Genomic DNA, 19,147 nt, shown 5'->3' with positions numbered 1-19,147 from the left:
TAAGCATTCCAAGCTTCCAAACTAGTTTATTCTAACGTTTTTCCGTATTATACAGCATGTGAAGAACTAATGTATTCAGGCTATTTTTTCTAAAAGAAAGTTACACATGCAGAAATCAAAAAACAAGTTCTTTTATTTGGAGCCATGGTGGCTTTTCTTGTAGTATTTTTGCAATAACTGTAATGCAAACCTCCTTCTTGATACTTTACCGGAGAGTTAAGGTTAGTTTAGGCTACCATCATCCTGCAGATAAGGGAGAATCTCGGGGTAAACCCACGCTATGTATAGCTTGAGGTAAGGGAAGTGAGGTGATACACAAAATGAGACAGTTGATAAAGAAACTGGTTAGTTAAGGATCAGATATTATTCATGAAAGCTGCGTAGTAAGCTTTCTAGATTAAGTAAGCTTGAAATATTTCCAAAAGAAAGCGCTTGACGTTTTGAAGCCCCTGTATACAATGCATAAAAATTGCTAATAAGGTCTTATATGAGTTGGTTATATGGATATTTTGGCGGGCAGAATATCAAAGAGAAAAAGCTGTTGCGCCCTCATGATTATAGTTTTGAAACCTCATCAATAAGGGTATACGCTGGTGGTGGTGGCAAAAACATCAAGGTCTTCGAGAATCCGCTCAACCATCTAGAAAAAGTCTTTGTTTTGGGAGATCCCATTCTCCGTAAAGGACTAGATTTCTGCTATCCAGATGCTAACGATTGGTACAATTTGCTCTTAAACGAAGGAAATTTTGCCAATCTTGAGGGACACTGGCTTATTCTAATTGCCTCAAGAACAGAAATCCGTGCATATAATGACCTCCTGTGTAAACGAAGTCTTTTAATACATAAAGGCTCTGATGGATACTTTATTTGCTCGGAATTGCCCCTATTAAAAGAAGCTGGTTTAGCAAAGATTGATCCTCGTAAATTTGGAATATATTGGCATAGCATGTTTCCTCCACCTAAGCGACGCTATGCTCCTAGCTCTGATATATGGTATCAGGATGTGGAAATGCTCTTTCAAAACGGCAGCATGAAACTCTCTAAAAAGGGACTTGAACTAGAATGTAGCCCTTTACAGCCTGACCCAGAACCCTTAGATTTGCTCAAAATGTTGGAAAACTTTACGCTTTTACCACTTCGAGCGGGACGAAGAGTATGTTATGGGCTTAGTGGCGGAATGGATACTCGAGCCTTGCTCTCTATTGCCCTAAAACATAAAATGCCATTTAGTGCTGTTCATTTTGGTGACAAAAACAATCCGGATTATATTATTGCTGAGCGTATTGCCAAAGATTTTAAAATTCCTTTTCGCTTTATTGGCATATCTGATGTAGATTGGGGTTGGGATAATGCCAGGGAATATCTGCACGCAAGAGGATTTGGCTTCAACCCTGCCAGCAGTTACCTGATGAGTTATTATCCCATAATCGGAGAGGATTTTGACATCTTTATGTGCGGTTATTATGGGGAAATGTTTCGCTCCCGCTCCATGTTTGCGCATTTTACCAGCTTGGCTACATTCAAGAAACCATCTTATCGTTCTTTTGCAAGATATGTTACTCAAATGCCTCCAAGCTTTTTTATCCCTGAGCTCAGGCTTGAAATGTATAAAGCCTATATGGATTCTTTACAAGATATTGTTTCGCAATTGCCTCCGCAAGGAAAAATGGCAAACCCTTTATGGATGGATTTACTTTACGTCCGTTATTCATCCCGAAGCATCGTTTTCCCGGATATTTGTAATCTGGATTTGTATATCTGTGATCATATGCCGTTTTTACAAAGCTCTATTCTTAAACAGCATTGGCATTACGGTTTGACAGCTCAACTTAATGAACAACCTCACCGCAAATTAATCTCAAATAATACGCCTCAGCTTGCAAAATATCCTTTGGTTTTGGCTGGGCATACTGCTCCTTATTTGCTAAAACCTTATGTTCTCAAGCTTTGGGTTGCGGCAAAACAGCGCAGGAAACCAAATATCATACATTCGCGAGCCAAGTCTTTTTTATGGGAGAATAAAAACAAGATCTGGGATTTGCGGCATGATAAAAGTATTGCCGAAGATCCTTTGCTAGATTTGAAACTGATAGATTATTATCTGAATGAGTATTATAAGGGAAATCAAGCCTATTGCAATTCGGTTCTTAGCTTCTTATCTTATGCCTTGGGTAAATAGGTATCTAAAAGCACCAACTTAAGCTAAACCCGTTAATCTGGGAATTTGGATATATGTGTAATGTGGGAGTTGTTTTGAGCACGAGTTTTGCCGAGAAATACCCAATTGCTGCTCCAGCTAAAACGTCACTAAACCAATGATTATCGTCATGTACACGAGAAAGCGAAGTTAGCGTTGCAATAGTATAAACGCTTGGTGCCACCCACAAGTTTTCCCGATATTGATTGACAAGAATTGGAGCAATACTCCATACAATGGTAGTATGTCCTGAAGGAAAACTATCTCGCTTGCGGCTAAATCCAGATCCATTAAAGAATTGCTTGCCAGAATTGGCTGAGGGACGTTTTCTTTGGGTAGTTAGTTTAACTACTTGGGTTATGCCATTGGCTATTATGAAGCTTTTGAGGGATAAAAATCCGCTGTCTATGGTTTTAGGCGAATCAAAGGCATATCCACTCAAAACAGTTATGCCTATGGCAGGCAAAACATACTTGCCCTCGCCAAACTGCTTGGCGGCAATCATTACGGAATTGCTGAATTCACTCCGATTACTTTGAAAAAGTGTGCGAATTTCTTCATCTACCACATAGGCTGCGCCCATTAAGGCAATAATAGAGCTGGTTGTGATCCATTCTTTGGCTTCCCAATGATAAGGCGCAGTAATGCCCGAACCCACGCTTTGTGGATAAGACTTCAGATACTCCCAAGCATGGGGCTCCGTGCCATCAGCGCTAAGTATTGGCAAAAATGCTATTAGTAACAGTAAAAGTATCATCAAATGCTTCATGGCGCCATCTCCGCAATATATAAACATCAGTCAAGTTCAATCAGTTTATAGAACTTTTTATTGTAGTTTACGAAATTCGTGCTGCCTACGTAGTAAAGCTTACTTTATCGCCAATAGAAATGCCATGGGAGGGGATCCCATGGCATTTTTTGTGTGTTGTTGAGGAGGGATATTATTTACGGTTTTTAAGCTTTCTTTCGCCGTCGCAATCGTCACATTCTTCTTCGCAATCTTGCTGTCTTACACCCATCCCTGGAGGGCGACGATTTAATCTGTTGCCATCCAGCATATTGGGGTTCCTCATCTGAAAGCGATGAGCATTACCCATCATCATGTTCATGTTCTTTAACATGATTTCTTTCTGCTCTTTGTTAAGTTCTTTCATTTGATTTGCCAGCATATCCACGCGAGCGTTTTTAAGGGCAAGTTCCTTATCGGTAATTTGTCTGTTCAGTTCTTTTACTCTTTTAAAGTTTTCTGCTTTGTAGGCAGCTTGAACATCCAATCTCAGATTACTAAGCTCGGCTTCTAATGTGTTTTGTTGTCTTTCAAATGTTGCTTTGCTTTCGGCAAATTTGTTCATTTGAGCTTCACTCAGTTTCAGTTCCTCCATGCATTTTTGCATAGGATCAAAATGACTGCGCATCATAGGAGGATACGGCTTTGCCGGAGTTCTAACGGCTCTTTGGGCCATCAGGACGCCTGCGCTCATCACGATAATCAGGCTTATCACCAGTATTCTTTTCATAATTTGTTCTCCTGTATTTATAGTTTTCAATTTTTAACATACGTTGTTCCATTATGTCGGCGCGGGCATTGAAATATTCGAATGCTTCTTCTGCGCTCATTTGTTTACGAAGGTTGATAAGTCTAGTTCCCAATGCTTCTTCCAGTTTATGTTGTGCTGCTAAAGAGGAATCTATAATGGCAATGAGGTTCTGCTCGGAATAATCCTCCAGTGCCAATTTGCGCATAAAGCGTATTCTATATTCATCATATTCGCGGCGCATATCCCCCAATTCTTTATCCATAGGCATAGATTTAATGTGCTCCGGTAGTCTGGGACGTTCATAAGAACCAGTATGATGAGGAGGATGCGGCAGGCGGTAATGTAGCCAGATAATGCTACTCAAAACGGCAAGATTGAAGGCTAGAGAGACAATAAGCAGCATGGTAATCAAACGTTTACTCATCATACAGCTCCATAAGACTATTCTCTCCAAATCTTAATTGAGAAGCTTCAGTTTGAAGATTAGAGCTCAAATACCCACTTTCTTGAAAACCATGCACTCCCACCATTATGCCCATGTAAAGACTTAGCGCTACAGCCATACCGGTGGTTGCATAACTAAACACTGGCTTTTGTAACCAGATCCTACGTTTAGGTGTAGGCAGGTTGTGCATAATGCGTTGGTGCATCCATGAAGGATACTCTTCATTTTCTTTTTGTTTAAGCATATTTTGCAGGCTTTTAGTTTCTTCAAAAATATGTTTGCAGGAGATGCAACAGGCAAGATGCTGATCCAGTTTGTGAGCATACTTGGGTGCTAGCTCATTATCAAGCTTGAGACTTATATAACGTTCTGCGGTTCTGCATCTCATTGTTCTCTCCTTTAAATATATTAAGCATACTCAGCTTTATGTTCATAGTACAAATTACTCCTTTTTTCCCTGCATGATTTTTTTGCGCAATATACGTTTAGCTCGAACCAAAAGGGATTCCACAGCCTTAACGCTAATCCCCAATCGAGTAGATATCTCTTTGTAAGACATATTTTCATAGTATTGTAATTGGATTACGGCAGCCATACGTGGTGGTAAGTCTTTGAGGGCTTTGTGTAAAAATGTGTAGTCCTGCTCTTCTGGGGGCTCAGGTGCTTTTAACACATTTACAAAGGAACTTGGATCCACATCTACATATCGAGATTTCTGTTTCAGAAAAGTCATCGCTTTGTTGTGAGCTACCCTATATGTATATGAAAGCGCAGTAGGTTCCTCGATGCGCTCAAACTTTTCATAGATGGCTATAAACACAGTTTGCACCAGATCCATGGCATCATGTTCATTTGCAGTTAAGCCCAAAAGATATCGATAAATACGCTTCTCATGGGCAGACAGGAATTCCTCAAAACTTTCTTTTTTCATTTTCTTACCAATTATATACTAAGGTTCATATCACATCCTGCAAACTAAATCAGGCTACATTTGCTTAGATTAAAGACATTGATTGAGCTATCAATTTATACTCCAAGTAGATTCTTAACTTTTGTTGATTATAGGCTAAAGTGGCGGAATTTTTGCTTGACAGTATTATGAGCATATTCCCTAATGCAATAAGTTGGAAAATATTGTAAATATAGGAGATATAGATGCTTACCATAGACTGGAAAGAACGGCTGACTCAAGACACGGAGGACTACCTGAAAAATAAACTCCCAAATCAGGATTATGATTTTGAGATCATATTTATTGCCTATCCTGAGCGCGTCAATGGTAAGATTCCTTCCGAAGTAATCAGCTTCGTTAGCGCTGTCATTGTTAAGCGATTGGGACGAAAACATAAGGATTATATCCCCTTTTACAAGCATTTGTGGCTAAAAAAAGGAGATTATGGCAAACTAGCTTTCAACACCATACTTGCAAAGCTAACAAATAAAAATCCCGGAACATACATTCCCTTGATAGAAGAAATGATAGAATTTGCCGATGGTTCGCAGATCAATGCTCTTTTAGACAGAGTAATGCTTCCATTATTGCGCAAGTATCCAGATAAATACATTACCAAGTTATATGCTTGGAGTAAAGATCGTAATCCGGATCTCGCCAAAGCTTCCATTAACCTTTGTATGAAGCTGATAAAACGGCGCGAAGATCTTATTCAACAAATACTTAATCACTTACAAAACCATTGGGTATATCCCTTGGGTGATCTTCAGCCTCTGCATACTCAGTTTCTCAAAACCGTTGCCAAGCTTTCCAGAGAAACCTATCTCGATGTATGGAAAGAGTTTGGTATATCTCGCGATCCCCAAATTGTTGAGCTTTTAAGCGCTTCCATCACAAATTATGATGAGTCTCTTGAGGCCCCAATCGAAATATGGGCAAAAAGCGGTAACGCCAGGGTAAAAAAGGCGGGATTAGCCGCCCAAAAGACTCTAAGCAGAAAAAAGGGAACAAAAGCGTAGTGGATCTGAGCGTATTTATCACTGTACAAGGTATGGAACGGTTGCAGAAAAGAATCAACGATCTAATGACAGAGCGACCCGAGGTTATAAAAGCCGTAGCTATCGCCCGCGAATTTGGCGATCTTAGCGAAAATGCAGAGTATAAAGCAGCCAAGGAGCGACAGCGAGCAATCGATGGCGAAATAGACTATCTACGCCGTAGGGCAGCGCAACTAAAAGTGGTAGATCCTTCCGGATTTCCGCACGATGCAGTAAGGTTTGGCAGCAGCTGTAAGACCAAAGATGAAGACACCGGCGAAGAACTATGTTTCAAAGTTGTAGGTGCCGCAGAATTGAATTTCTATGATGATGAAAGCATCCTGCAAATTGTATCTGTAGTTTCGCCTATTGGCAAAGGGCTTTTAGGCAAAAAGCCTGGTGAATTAGCCCTAATAAAAGCCCCTATGGGGGAACGCAGGCTTAAGATTTTAGAAGTTTTGTAAAAGATAAATGGAGTAAAGAATGAAAAAAAACAAGGAAAAAAACAAATTAAGCTACGAGCGCAAGAACTTCTGGAAAGATGCTTCTTCCTCCGATCAAAAAGCCGCCATGACATACGCAGTGGCGTACAAGAAATTTCTGAACGATGCTAAAACTGAGCGCGAAACTACATCTTGGGTGGAAGCTTTACTTAAAAAGCATAGATTCACAGATATTTATTCCAAAAAAGGTGGTGACAAGGTATATGGCATATTCAGGGGTAAAACCATGGCAATAGCCGTGTTAGGAAGCGAACCCATCAGCAAGGGGTTTAATATGGTAGCTTCTCACATAGATGCACCCAGGGTGGATCTTAAACAAAACCCTCTTTATGAAGATTCTTCATCGCAGATGGCATGTATGCGCACCCACTACTATGGAGGCATCAAAAAGTACCAATGGGTCTCCACTCCGCTTTCTTTACATGGAGTAGTAGTACAAACAAATGGTAAAGTGCTTGAGATTAGTCTCGGTGAAAAAGACGACGAACCTGTATTCATTATTCCGGATCTGTTACCGCATTTAGCACGAAAAGAACAGTATACAAAGAATTTGGCAGAAGCCATAGACGCTTCCAAGATGAATCTGGTTTTTGGTGGTATGGTTGAACCCAAAAGTGAAGAGAAAGAAGCGGCAAAAGCTTATGCCTTAAAAGTTCTTAACGATAAATACGGCATTAAAGAAGAAGATTTTATTTCCGCAGAGCTGTATTTAGTTCCTGCATACAAATGTCGCGATGCCGGAATAGACAGTTCTATGGTTGTAGGTTATGGTCAGGATGACCGCATTTGTGCCTATACTGCATTAACTGCTCTTTTAGACAACTCTACCAAGAAAGCTAAACGCACTATGATTGTCTATTTTTCAGATAAGGAAGAAGTGGGCAGCCAAGGTGCAACTGGTGCAAACTCAATCTTTATTCAGGATTTTGTTAGCGATTTAATGGCATATAACAAAGAGGACAATTCCAGCACAAATCTCCGCAAAGCATTTATAAATGCAGAGATACTTAGTGGTGATGTTACCGCCGTTATAGACCCCAATTACCCCAATGTGCATGAAAAGCAAAATGCAGTAATCTTCAATCATGGCGTTGGATTATCAAAATTCACTGGTAGTGGGGGAAAATATTCCTGCAATGATGCCAGTGCAGAATTTACTGCCAAAGTAATCAGAATATTTAATGATGCCGGCGTGTTTTGGCAAATGGGTGAGCTTGGCAAAGTTGATGAAGGTGGAGGAGGTACCATTGCTTATTTTCTGGCAAACCTCGGCGCTGAAGTTATAGATTGCGGAGTTGGCTTGATGGGGATGCACTCGCTATATGAATTGTGTTCCAAAGCCGATTTATACTCCACCTACAAAGGTTATAAAGCCTTTTTGGCAAATAATTAACTCAAAAGGGAGAACTAAAATGAAGCAATTTTTTCTTATCTGTTTAACACTCATACTCATAAGTGGCTGTGTTAGCAACAAGGCTATCCGTGAACAACAAGATCGAATGGATCAATTGGAAGAGGACCTTGCACAAAACAATGAAGAACTTGTAGTTCTACGCAAAGAGATTATGCAAAGTAGGAGAGATCTAACAACTTCTTCAGCGGATCTGGATCCAGAATATGTGCAAAGCCAATTCCTTCAAAACGAAGAAGATATGAAGGGACTTATTGCAGAAGTAGCCGAAATGGCTGCTGCAATGGATATACTAACCGAAGACGTAGTTAATTCGGATCGTGAGATTGTAAACATGATTCGGGATTTAGAAAACAGGATTAATGCGCTTAGAACCGAAGGGCTCAGCCCCGAACAAGCTGCAGCACTTACTCCAGACATTCATCAAATGGAAGTAAATACCCGAGAGATTGATAATTTGCAAGCTGAAATAAGTGCCCTAAAGCTAGAACTTAACCACCTCAAAGATAATAATGTTCAAGCTGCCACAGATGCCGCTACCGCTCAGCAAAACGCTGCAAGCGAAAAACCTGAATATGAAGCAGCTCGAGACGAATATTATAATGGCAATTTTGGCCAGGCAATCAAGAAACTAGATACTTTTGTGCAGAAATATCCCAACAGTGTTTATGCCGGAAATGCCATCTATTGGAAAGGCGAAAGCTATTATGCTCAGGCTCAGTTTACTAATGCATTGCGTGAATTTAATAATGTGCATTCCCAATATCCCAAATCTTGGAAAATTGCTGATACCCAACTTAAGATTGGCATGTGCCACATGAATATGGGAGATCACCAAACAGCTAAAAATGAACTTAATAAGCTTAAAAAAGACTTTCCAAACTATTCCAGAATGGACATAGTAGAAAAGCTTTTAAACCAGATGCAATAGTATATCGTGTTTCACAGTCGTTTCATTAAAGTTCTCGCTTTTGTAGTGCTCTTTTCTGCCTGTGCTGTTTCTGCATGGGCAGAGAAGTTGCACGCAGAATCGGAGCTAATTGCTCAGCAAATTGCGGACTATTTGGATCCCTCTCAACCGCTATTTTTGGATATCCGCTGCGGTGAGTGGACTCCCGCCCTTAACCAAAGCCTAAGCAAAATCTTATTGGAACGCTCATTTGATCTCAGACAATCGCTATCTAACTCTCCCTTGAGAGGCTATGAACCTGATACAGAAACACCAAATCTTACCGATTACGGTATTGACTCAGCAGTTTTAGCCAGTGTGGAATTAAGCCTCAAATGGAAAATCTTAGAACACAAAAATTTCTTTTCTTACCGTACAGAACGTATTCCCGTTTATAGCTTTATTACCAAGCAAACAAAATTACCCGAAAACAGATTGCTGCGTATCGATAACTACGATTTTGTGCCCGATGAAAGCGAGCAATCAAGTTTTTCCGCTCCTCGCTTACAGTGGTTTGAACCGATTATCGTTGGCACCGCAGTAGCATCAATCATATTTTTATTATGGACAATTGAATAAAGGACATTTCATGAGAAGATATCTCAGCATCCTACTGTTGATCATTCTTGCCCTTGGCGCTTGTAGCAGAAACATTAGTAATCTGAGCACAGAAGAAAGACTGGCATTAGCAGACGAGTATTATGCATCTGGTAAGTATAGCAAGGCAGCCACACTCTACGACGATATATCGTTCGAAAGAAAATCTGCGGCTACTGCTTATGCTACGCTGAGGCTTGCAGATTGTTATTTTGCCATGAACAAGTTTACCGATGCCAGATTGAAATATCAACAATTCATCGATGGATTTCCAGATCACATAAATGCCGCAGATGCTTATTATCGGGTCGCCGTTTGTTTCTTTGAAGAATCTTTAAAACCGGCTTACGATCAGGAACTAACCCTATTAAGCATTGATGCATTTCATAATTTCCTTGAGCGTTTTCCCAGCGACTCGCGCTATGAAGATGCCTTGAGCTATATCCGCCGCGCCCAATATAAACTTATTGAGAAGAAGTATCAAAACGGGTATATCTACTACAAAATGAAGGATTACAGCGCTGCACTAATGTATTTTGAAGAAGTTACCGAACTTGGCAATACAGACAGCCTGGATAGAAAATCCTTATATTATTCTGCTCTACTTCATAAACACCAGGGAAACAACGAAGCCGCTAACGAGTATTTTTCCAAGCTTAAGGCAAAATACCCCGGCTCCAAAGAAACTCGCAAATTGGAACGTAAGTTTTAGCTCAATTATGCCTCAGCGAAATTTGCTAACCGGATCCTATGCCATACTGGGAGGTAGCTTTGATCCTATCCACAATGGACACTTATATGTGGCCAAAGAGGTTCTAAGCCTTAGCCCAGTACACAAGATTATTCTTGTTCCAAGTTTTAACCACAATTTCAAAGGTGAAAGCATTATTTTAGATTACGATAATAGGCTTACCTTAGCCAAAGAAGCTGTAGACCACTTTACTCCTCTGCATTTCACTATCCACCCCGCTGAAGATTTCCGCACTCCCATTGAAGTGTGGGATGCTGAACGTGGGGAAAGCGGTTATACCAGCGATTTGGTAAAAAAACTGATGGCTAACAATCCAAATCAGAGTTTTGCTTTTATTATTGGAGCAGATAACCTGCAAAAACTGCCTCAATGGCACGATTTTGACTGGTTAAAAACTAAGCTCCATTTCATCATCTTGCCCCGACCTGATAGTGTTATGCCTTGCGATGTTTTAAGCCAAATTCAACATACTATATTGGATATGCCGCTGTGTCCCATTTCCTCATCCGACATCAGGACAAGAATTACTCGTGGGCAAAGCATACAAGATCTTGTTCCGGCTGGCATGGAAGAGAGAATATCCGCTTTATATAGAAGATGAATTCACAAAAGAGATTTTTAGACCGCATACCCCTTAGCCCCCAACAGAGTTCTGGAGAAGAGCTGGCAAACGCCATTACACATGGCATTGGTGTGGGTATATCTATTGCTGCACTAGTAATCTTGGTAGTTTTTGCCGCTCAAATGAGCGATACTTGGAAGATCGTTTCCTTTAGTATCTACGGCGCTACAATGATTATACTATTTCTTTCTTCCACTTTATACCATACTTTTACTCAACCCTACATAAAACGTTTTTTTCGCATCTTAGATCATTCTTCGATATTTCTGTTGATCGCTGGAACCTATACTCCGGTTACCATTGGCACAATGCGCGGTGGATGGGGATGGACACTTTTTGGAGTAATTTGGGGCTTGACTCTACTTGGGATTGTTCTAAAGATATTTGCTATGGGCAAAAAAAAATGGATTTCTATTTTGGTTTATCTCTTAATGGGGTGGATTATAGTTATTGCCATAAAACCTTTATTAGCAAGCGTTCCTCCTTCTTTTTTAATATGGATTCTAATTGGGGGCTTGGCTTACTCATTAGGCATAGGATTCTACGTTGCCAAAAATATGCGCTATCATCATGCAATTTGGCATTTATTTGTGTTAGCCGGCTGTATTAGTCATTTCTTTGGTATGCTTACCCTAATTAACAACGCATAAAAAAATAATCTACTGCTCACAATCAAACGATTTCAACATCACCACCGTCCTCAAGATTACCAGAAGATTAACAACTGTATTGGGTTAACATACTAAGATTTTGAATAATCGGGGCATGGGGTTAAGCCCCATACTACGAGAGTAGTGGGTAAGCATAGCTACGATCTGAAAATGCCTACCAAACCGATATCTTGTGCATAAAAATACGCTATTTATGGATGTGCAACGGTCTCATAGTAAAATAAGTAATCTTATCCGCTACTCACCCTCCACTGCATAACCGAATTATTAGCGGAGGTTCAAGCTGCTATCATCCAGATTAGAGAGAGTATCATTACAGAAACTATACTTAAATTAGACTTAATACTATGAGGCAAAAACTATGGAGAGCAACCAATCAAATGGGCTCGGTCTGTAAAAAACTGCCGATTATCTTGATCAATTTTCCATTCTTGAAAGAAACAGTAACCACTGCATCAGTACCCACACCGTTAACTGAAAGAACTATCCCATCCCGATACTCCTTGTGCCAGACCCTTTGTCCTATCTTAAAATGCTTCATGCTTTCGCGAATTATTGTTTTGGACTTGCGGTATGAGCTTTGCGGCTTTGCAGCGATGTGACCGGGAGTATCCAGAACATCATCGAGATTTTCTAAAAACATGCTGGGACTGCTAAAACTGAACGTATCGTATAAACGGCGGGATTCTGCCAAACTGAGAATCAATTCTCTCTTTGCTCTGGTAATGCCTACATAAAACAGTCTACGTTCCTCTTCAATCTCCTCTGTGGTATCCATACTCATGCGATGAGGAAGCAACTCATTTTCTAAGCCGGCGATGTAAACAGTTTCAAACTCCAGCCCTTTAGCATTGTGTAAAGTCATTAGCCGTACACTGTCGATTTCCTCAGATACTTTATCCAGATCAGTTTGTAAGGCAATATAAGGTAAAAAATCTTCTAGTAATGGTGCCCGTTCGTTTTCTGCAAGAAAGCGTTCGGTAAACTCATTTACCGAAGCCACAAATTCAATCAGGTTTTCTGCCCGGGCAATATCTTTGGGGTCGCTGCTTTTACGGTAAAGACTCACGAGTCCTAATTGCTCTACAATATCCTTAACAAGTTCGGCTACAGGAAAGGTTTGAGCCATTTGACGCCATTCTTCCATTATTGCGCAAAACTGCCCTACTCGTTTTATTGCGGCGGCATTTAGCTCTTGAACAGCCGCTGCATTTTGCACTACGCTAAATAGAGATATCCGGGTTTTCATGGCAAAAGAGAGCAACCTATTCACGGTGGTGTGCCCAATTCCGCGCGGAGGCTCATTTATGATGCGTAAAAGGCTTTCATTATCTGACGCATTTCCCAGGCTATTTAAGTATGCCAATAGATCTTTGATTTCTTTGCGTTGGTAGAAATTAAGGCTTCCCACAATGCTGTAGGGAATCTTACGTTGCATCAAAGCATTCTCAAATAGTCGAGATTGCGCATTGGTTCGATACAGAATTGCTATCTGACGTAGCTTTTTCCCAAGCTTAGCTTGTCGGGATATATTAAGAGCAATATTTTCTGCCTCGGCATTGGCATCGGGATACACATGTAAAACCGGTTTGATGCCTATGCCCAAATTGCTGAATAACTCTTTGGGGTGGCGTTGTTTATTCTGTTTTATAACTCGATTGGCAAGCTCTAAGATAGCCGTAGTGCTACGGTAGTTTTGTTCCAATCTAATAGCCCGAACCTCACCGTAATCTCGCTCAAACTCCAAAATATTGCGCAGGGAGGCACCCCTAAAGCTATAAATCGCTTGATCGTCATCGCCAACGACACATACTCGTTGATGCTTTTGAGCAATTTGATGAATGATCTCAAACTGGGCTTTATTGGTGTCCTGATACTCATCTATCATGATGTATTGGAAGATATCTTGGTATTTGCTTCTAATCGCATCATTACTTTGCAAAAGTTTTGCAGTAAACAGAAGTATGTCATCAAAATCCATCGCCTGATTCATCAATAAAGCTTGCTGATAGTACAGGTAGATTTGCAGAAAACCGCTCAAAAATGGGTTGTGTCGAGTTTCCTCCGCAGAAATATCTTCAGGTAGCATCAAACGGTTTTTATAACGTCCAATGCGACCTAATACTTTATTGATGGGGAATTTCTGTACATCATATCCGTGTTCTTTATAGATTTTTTTCAATACCGATTTTTGCTCGTCCTCGGCATAGATGCTGAAGTTTGCATTAAAGGGCAGATGTGCAGATTCGTAGCGCAGAATTCTAAGACAAATGGAGTGGAAAGTGCCTACCCAGAGAGAACGCATTGGGATGTTTAACAGAGCCTCCAAGCGATCTTGTAACTCACGAGCGGCTTTATTTGTAAACGTCACTATCAAGAGCTTCCAGGGTTGCACAGCTTGTTCACGAATTAAATAAGCAGCCCGATATATGATGCAACGAGTTTTACCGCTACCAGCTCCGGCAAGAACTAATATAGGATGATCAATATCTTTAACAACCTCAAGTTGGCGGTCGTTGAGAGAGTGGGAATAATCTATCATCAATCGCGTATGTCAACCGAAATGGGCTCACATTTCCTGCCTTCGAGGTTGCCGGCAGGATATGTTTTGAATGCCGATACGCTATACCAAAATCTTCCGGCGGTAACTGAGGAATCGTTTTCGCTGCTGTGATTGTAGGTTTGCGAGTCGATGCCTTCTGTATGCAGTACTGTGTCTATCACCGCATAAGCACTGTTGTAGGATAGGCTTCTATATATATAATAGCCATCCGTATTGTTGGGATTATTGCCACTCCAAGAAAGCTGAACATATACTGTATAAGGTCCGGGACGGATGGCATGCCCCTGCAAGCCTCCAACATTACTTGGAATCTGTAAATCGTGAGTATCCGGATCTAAAGGATTGTCGCGTTTGATACCACAACCAGACATTACAAGCAGCGTGAGTAAAACTATTAAAATGTACCTCATAATAAACCTCAGAACCTCAATTCAATGCCATTGGGGCCCAGTTGCAAAGGCGAATTACTGCGCTGGATAATGTTCTGCCACAAATTGGCATTGTACTCATTTGTGCTAATTACTACATCATACATGTTGTAAATCCAAATAATACCAGCCAAGCCCACCATCATTAGAGAGTAGTGATATGGTGTTTCCGCTTTACTCCAATAATCGTTGATCTGATCTATTTGCGTAGCTTCATAATAGCGATCGTAGTTGGTTTTGGCACGATTGTAAAAGTAGAGAGCACTAATTACTGTCACCAATTCCGCGCTTAAGATAACCGTAGCTTTAGTATTATGTTTGGTAACAAACTGACCCCATCCGGGAATCACTGCGCTTTTGAGTGCGCTTGAGGAAAGAGATACTGCTTCCAACTCATAGAGTTGTAGTTTATTCTGTCTAAATGTAAGATCTTCTCGGTATTCTGCACGATCTCGATAATCTTTCCAGCCATATTTAGTGCTGTCGGCGAATGCTTGCAAATCGAAGGATTGAGCGAATGCTTCGTGGGCAACCAGTAAAATGAGAATCAGGATAATTGTTTTTACTACTTTCATTTAAGCATCCTATTGCATCAGCACTTCAGAAAGTTTATTAAGCGGAATAATCGATCGGTCGCGGAGGTTTATCTGCCATACATAAAGAAAGGTTTGCGTAGGAGTAAGTAAGTCGTATCGTGCTTCATATTTGTATTGACCTATAGAAAGCAAAAACTTCCAACCGCTATCCCTTATTTCGTTGAGATTGTGTTCTTGTAGTATTTCATTCCGTTTTGCCGCAATGCGGTTTAATATAAGCCCGTTACGGTATTCCGCCAGTATTCTGCGAGCAAAACCTGCCGGGTCTTTCCCCGCTTCCACCATGTTCTGCATAAGGGAAGCGCGAGAACGGTATTCTGGGCGAGGATCTAGTTTTATAGCCTGATTGTATAAGCTCAAGGCATCAGCGTATTTCTGGTTTGCCTCCATTGCTTCAGCCTCTGCAATAATACTTCCTGCTCGGCGAATATCATCCTGTATCTGGTGGAGTCTGTTAATTGCTTCCACTGCTGGAAGATAATCTGGAATAATCTCAAAAGTTTTATTGTAATGTAATAGGGCACCCTCAAAATCCCTATCTTCTAAGAGACTGTTCCCTTTTTGAACATATAACTCAGTTATTGAGCGCAAGCGCCTATCTATCTCTCCCTGTTTTTCGGGATTGTATTGGACGGCAATCCTAAATAACCGATCCGCTTCCATGTAGTTCTGTTCTTCAATATACTCATCTGCTTGAGCTTGATATACATCCGATATCAATGCGTTGATTTGTTCTGCTTCCACGACAGGATAATGTGATAGCTCAAACAACTCCTGAAAGGCTTCATCATAATAATCCTGCTCCAAAAGCCTTCTGGCATAATCTATTCTAGTATCAATAAATTGCATTACGATATAACGGGCTTGTATCTCGTAGGGATTATTGGGGTAATTGTCGTAGAGATGTTTGTAATCCTCCCAAGTGGAATTACGGTCTTGATACTCTGTGATATATACATTCATCCTTCTCAGTATAACTTGCGGCATGAGTGGAGATTCCGGTATCTCGCGGGCGATGTCGTTCATGTATTTCAAAGCTAAGGGAAGATTGTTTTGTTGCATGGCTTCCTCGCCCATATCGTAGTATAATTGGCCAAGAACAAGGTCTGCTTCTTCAGAATTTGCCAGCTTTAAAAACCTTATGGCAATAGGACGGTTATCTCTTTGGACGGCTGTTTTGCCCAGTTCCAGGTAGCAATTGCTTCGAATTAACTCGGCTCGCGTAGCAATAGCACCATTTTGGGCAATGCTTATCAGATTGTCCAGCTCATCAATGGCTCCGGCATAACGACCGCTGTTGTAAAGATCTTCAGCACTGCGCAACCGATTTATTTCACACGCAGATAAATGCAGTAAAATTAGAGGTACTATTAGGATGCCGTATCTCTTGATAGCCAGTTTACAAATTTGCAACATTGCGCCCCGAATTTCCCCTAAGTGTTTCATATAGTGTATTCCACGTTTTCCAGAGCTTCATAAAAAATGTCCTTTGTGGCTTTTTGTGCCATTTGCTTTATCTGAGGACGAGGTTCATGAGTAAGTAATACCCTCTTAACATCAAGAGTGCAAAGCCTAAGAACTTGCTCTGCACTTGGATGACCGGCATCTACCAATACAGTATGTGCCCCCATGCAAAATTCGGAAATACAATCCACAGTAGAGATGTCTGAACTATATACAAAATCTCCCTTGGGAGAAGAAACTCTCAAAGAATAGGCTTTAAGCTTATTTGGTAGGTTGTTTTGCCTAACTATTTCACGATATCCATCAAGATGATCGTTCGCTTTAATGTTTAGCCTGTTATAGTCCATATTCAATCGGTTCATAGGTTTTATCTGCAAATCAAAACTAAACTTTTGGGGAAAAGTATAAAACATCTGAAGCATGGCCAAAAAATCCTCTTCGCGCTCGGGTAAATACAATGACAATGCCTTAGTCCGCCTCTGTAAATACAACATTTGAATAAGCAAGAGCAATCCCCCGGCATGATCAGGGTGGTAATGTGTAATAACTATAGCATCTATAGTATTTGGATCCAAATCCAAATTAAGAAGGGATGAAGCACAACCATCTCCACAATCAAAGAGAAATGTATGATTCTGCGATTTTACCAATACAGCAGAACTTCTTTTATTCTTTGCTGGCATTCCAGAACCTGAACCCAAAATTATGATCTTCACTTACTTATGCTTCCTCTGATTATCAGGAATAACTATTGGTACCTGATCCAACTTGCGCCCAAAAATCAAGAAAAAAGCGGCAAACAACATTATGGTTATTATCAAGAGTTCCATAGAACCGATCATAAAGATAATTATGGAAGTAAGGGCAATGAGTATATTGATTGTGTAAATTATCGCAGCAGTCACCTTTACGGAGTTTAATACATTATTTATGCGATGGGTAGAATGGTCTTTACCACCCTGCATAACGTGCCTGCCATCACGCCGACGCGTATAGCTAACCAAAGATATATCGAAAATGGCATAACTCAACAGTAATACCGGCAGCAAATAGAAAAACCTGCTGCCATGCCTGATGCCAGCATATCTTGCCATAAGAATACCCATCGAAGAAAGAAAGTAACCTATGAACATACTGCCCGCATCACCTAAAAAGATTTTGGCAGGATTGAAGTTGTAAGGCAAAAAGCCTATCGTGGATCCAGCAAAACTGAGTGATATTAGGGCAATTAGCGCCATTGCCTCCTGATTTGCACTCGTGGTATTGGTGAGAGCAAAGGCGAAAAAACCCAAGCCCAAGATCCCCGCCATACCGCTGATAATGCCATCCATATTATCCAGGAAATTGAGGGCATTCATCAATCCCACCATCCACAACAGCAGAATAGGTAAAGTTATAAAGATGCTGCCAAACATCATTCGCAGTTCATCTAATGTAAAATTAGTAAGTATAAAAGTGAACGCTACTGCAAATTGACCCACCAATTTAATCAAAGGCAACATGCCCCGCTTATCATCAATCAACCCTATAAGTACTATCAAGACAGTGCCCGCCAAATAGCCTAACATTGGTCTATCGAAAAAACGCCCAGGTGAAATAGCCACATCATATACGCACAGAAGCACAAAGCCTAACGCTACACTTAGCCCACCCAACAAAGGTACGCTCTTTAAATGCATCTTACGTGCTTCGGGTTTATCCACGAAATTTATCTTATTTGCCAATTTGATTATAAATGGCGTAAGCCCATAAACAAAGAGCCAAGACATTATGAATACGCTGAGATATTCATAGATGCGAAAATCCATCAGGTTCTCCAAATAATCTTACTAATGTTCCAAAAAGCCATGCTAGAGGATTTTGTCAATGCTTTTTCCGTTAAACAAATGCTTTAAGCTTTTTTGAATATAATCGCCATCATAAACTCTGGCATTTGTTTGACTTATTTAACGGTCTAGATGATAATTACAGTCTGAAATTGGCTTAAAGCTAAATGCTGTTATGCCATTATGTATAATTAGTAAAGCCGTTGAATAATCGAGTATGGGAAGCCCCATACTGCGAGAGTGATGGGTTGAGCATAGTTGCGATCAAAAAACCACTAAACCGGTACTTCGTACATACAAATTTGCTATATGTGTATGGGCAACGGTCTCATGTATCAGCTTGCCGACAGCTAAATTTCCCAATGCGCATTGACGCTTCGTCCCCTTCCCGCCCTTCGCTATAACGGAGTATTAAGTAAGATTCAAGCCGGGATCATGCTGTAAGTAAGGGATCATGTCCCCCTAAAGTATGCCTAATTGTGAGATAAAGATTCATGTGAAGACGAGGTGTAAGACCTTTGAATAATCAGGGCATGGAGTCCCGTACTACAAAAGTGTCGGGTGAGTAGAGGTGCGATCAATATAAGCCTATCAAAC

Annotated in this window: 20 protein-coding genes; 9 read left to right on the top strand and 11 right to left on the bottom strand. The window is 40.7% G+C overall.

All coding sequences use genetic code 11. The features are described from left to right. Nucleotides 1-487 precede the first annotated feature (487 nt). A complete protein-coding gene (locus LHW48_00490; GenBank protein MCB5258939.1) occupies nucleotides 488-2,179 on the top strand; it encodes a hypothetical protein in 1,692 nt (563 codons plus the stop codon). Between the two features lie 4 nt (nucleotides 2,180-2,183). Here LHW48_00490 and LHW48_00485 read toward each other — a convergent pair whose 3' ends face one another. The 5 genes from LHW48_00485 to LHW48_00465 form a co-directional block, all read right to left on the bottom strand. After that, the gene (locus LHW48_00485) at nucleotides 2,184-2,966 is read right to left on the bottom strand and encodes a phosphatase PAP2 family protein (GenBank protein MCB5258938.1); all 783 of its coding nucleotides are present in this window, start codon (nucleotides 2,964-2,966) and stop codon (nucleotides 2,184-2,186) included. Nucleotides 2,967-3,138: 172 nt separating this feature from the next. Then, nucleotides 3,139-3,714, bottom strand: coding sequence for a hypothetical protein (locus tag LHW48_00480; GenBank protein ID MCB5258937.1), 576 nt, complete (start codon nucleotides 3,712-3,714; stop codon nucleotides 3,139-3,141). Continuing rightward, nucleotides 3,641-4,159 (bottom strand): periplasmic heavy metal sensor, encoded by a 519-nt coding sequence (locus LHW48_00475; protein MCB5258936.1) that lies wholly within the window; start codon nucleotides 4,157-4,159, stop codon nucleotides 3,641-3,643. Before LHW48_00475 ends, LHW48_00480 begins: the two co-directional genes overlap by 74 nt. After that, the gene (locus LHW48_00470; protein ID MCB5258935.1) at nucleotides 4,152-4,568 is read right to left on the bottom strand and encodes a zf-HC2 domain-containing protein; all 417 of its coding nucleotides are present in this window, start codon (nucleotides 4,566-4,568) and stop codon (nucleotides 4,152-4,154) included. The genes LHW48_00475 and LHW48_00470 overlap by 8 nt, the downstream gene beginning before the upstream one ends. 54 nt (nucleotides 4,569-4,622) lie before the next feature. Next, complete coding sequence (locus LHW48_00465; GenBank protein ID MCB5258934.1) at nucleotides 4,623-5,111, bottom strand: RNA polymerase sigma factor; 489 nt, start codon at nucleotides 5,109-5,111, stop codon at nucleotides 4,623-4,625. A 224-nt stretch (nucleotides 5,112-5,335) separates the two neighbouring features. Here LHW48_00465 and LHW48_00460 point away from each other — a divergent pair, with 224 nt between their 5' ends. The 8 genes from LHW48_00460 to LHW48_00425 are packed head-to-tail and all read left to right on the top strand — an operon-like array spanning nucleotide 5,336 to nucleotide 11,652. After that, nucleotides 5,336-6,151 (top strand): hypothetical protein, encoded by an 816-nt coding sequence (locus LHW48_00460; GenBank protein MCB5258933.1) that lies wholly within the window; start codon nucleotides 5,336-5,338, stop codon nucleotides 6,149-6,151. Next, nucleotides 6,151-6,633, top strand: coding sequence for a transcription elongation factor GreA (locus LHW48_00455; protein MCB5258932.1), 483 nt, complete (start codon nucleotides 6,151-6,153; stop codon nucleotides 6,631-6,633). Before LHW48_00460 ends, LHW48_00455 begins: the two co-directional genes overlap by 1 nt. Before the next feature lie 19 nt (nucleotides 6,634-6,652). Then, nucleotides 6,653-8,065 (top strand): aminopeptidase, encoded by a 1,413-nt coding sequence (locus LHW48_00450; protein ID MCB5258931.1) that lies wholly within the window; start codon nucleotides 6,653-6,655, stop codon nucleotides 8,063-8,065. Between the two features lie 19 nt (nucleotides 8,066-8,084). Next, a complete protein-coding gene (gene ybgF / locus LHW48_00445) occupies nucleotides 8,085-9,014 on the top strand; it encodes a tol-pal system protein YbgF (protein MCB5258930.1) in 930 nt (309 codons plus the stop codon). A gap of 6 nt (nucleotides 9,015-9,020) precedes the next feature. Next, nucleotides 9,021-9,611: a hypothetical protein gene (locus LHW48_00440; protein ID MCB5258929.1), complete on the top strand. Its 591-nt coding sequence runs from the start codon at nucleotides 9,021-9,023 to the stop codon at nucleotides 9,609-9,611. Between the two features lie 10 nt (nucleotides 9,612-9,621). Further along, entirely contained in the window at nucleotides 9,622-10,341 is a 720-nt protein-coding gene (gene bamD, locus LHW48_00435) for an outer membrane protein assembly factor BamD (protein ID MCB5258928.1), read from the top strand. 7 nt (nucleotides 10,342-10,348) lie between these two features. Further along, entirely contained in the window at nucleotides 10,349-10,981 is a 633-nt protein-coding gene (nadD, locus tag LHW48_00430; GenBank protein MCB5258927.1) for a nicotinate (nicotinamide) nucleotide adenylyltransferase, read from the top strand. Then, nucleotides 10,978-11,652: a hemolysin III family protein gene (locus tag LHW48_00425; protein MCB5258926.1), complete on the top strand. Its 675-nt coding sequence runs from the start codon at nucleotides 10,978-10,980 to the stop codon at nucleotides 11,650-11,652. Before nadD ends, LHW48_00425 begins: the two co-directional genes overlap by 4 nt. A gap of 397 nt (nucleotides 11,653-12,049) precedes the next feature. Here LHW48_00425 and LHW48_00420 read toward each other — a convergent pair whose 3' ends face one another. The 6 genes from LHW48_00420 to LHW48_00395 are packed head-to-tail and all read right to left on the bottom strand — an operon-like array spanning nucleotide 12,050 to nucleotide 18,532. Next, nucleotides 12,050-14,215: a UvrD-helicase domain-containing protein gene (locus LHW48_00420; protein ID MCB5258925.1), complete on the bottom strand. Its 2,166-nt coding sequence runs from the start codon at nucleotides 14,213-14,215 to the stop codon at nucleotides 12,050-12,052. Further along, nucleotides 14,215-14,646 (bottom strand): hypothetical protein, encoded by a 432-nt coding sequence (locus LHW48_00415; GenBank protein MCB5258924.1) that lies wholly within the window; start codon nucleotides 14,644-14,646, stop codon nucleotides 14,215-14,217. Before LHW48_00415 ends, LHW48_00420 begins: the two co-directional genes overlap by 1 nt. Before the next feature lie 8 nt (nucleotides 14,647-14,654). After that, complete coding sequence (locus tag LHW48_00410; GenBank protein ID MCB5258923.1) at nucleotides 14,655-15,239, bottom strand: hypothetical protein; 585 nt, start codon at nucleotides 15,237-15,239, stop codon at nucleotides 14,655-14,657. A 9-nt stretch (nucleotides 15,240-15,248) separates the two neighbouring features. Then, nucleotides 15,249-16,706, bottom strand: coding sequence for a hypothetical protein (locus LHW48_00405; protein ID MCB5258922.1), 1,458 nt, complete (start codon nucleotides 16,704-16,706; stop codon nucleotides 15,249-15,251). After that, nucleotides 16,703-17,440, bottom strand: a complete 738-nt coding sequence (locus tag LHW48_00400) for an MBL fold metallo-hydrolase (GenBank protein ID MCB5258921.1) — start codon at nucleotides 17,438-17,440, stop codon at nucleotides 16,703-16,705. The genes LHW48_00405 and LHW48_00400 overlap by 4 nt, the downstream gene beginning before the upstream one ends. Beyond that, complete coding sequence (locus tag LHW48_00395) at nucleotides 17,441-18,532, bottom strand: undecaprenyl/decaprenyl-phosphate alpha-N-acetylglucosaminyl 1-phosphate transferase (GenBank protein MCB5258920.1); 1,092 nt, start codon at nucleotides 18,530-18,532, stop codon at nucleotides 17,441-17,443. It abuts the gene before it with no gap. Between the last annotated feature and the right edge of the window lie 615 nt (nucleotides 18,533-19,147).

The organism is Candidatus Cloacimonadota bacterium, assembly GCA_020532355.1.
GTDB lineage: Bacteria > Cloacimonadota > Cloacimonadia > Cloacimonadales > Cloacimonadaceae > UBA5456.
The sequence above is the reverse complement of the archived record's forward strand: the minus strand, read 5'-3'. Positions and strand labels throughout refer to the sequence as shown.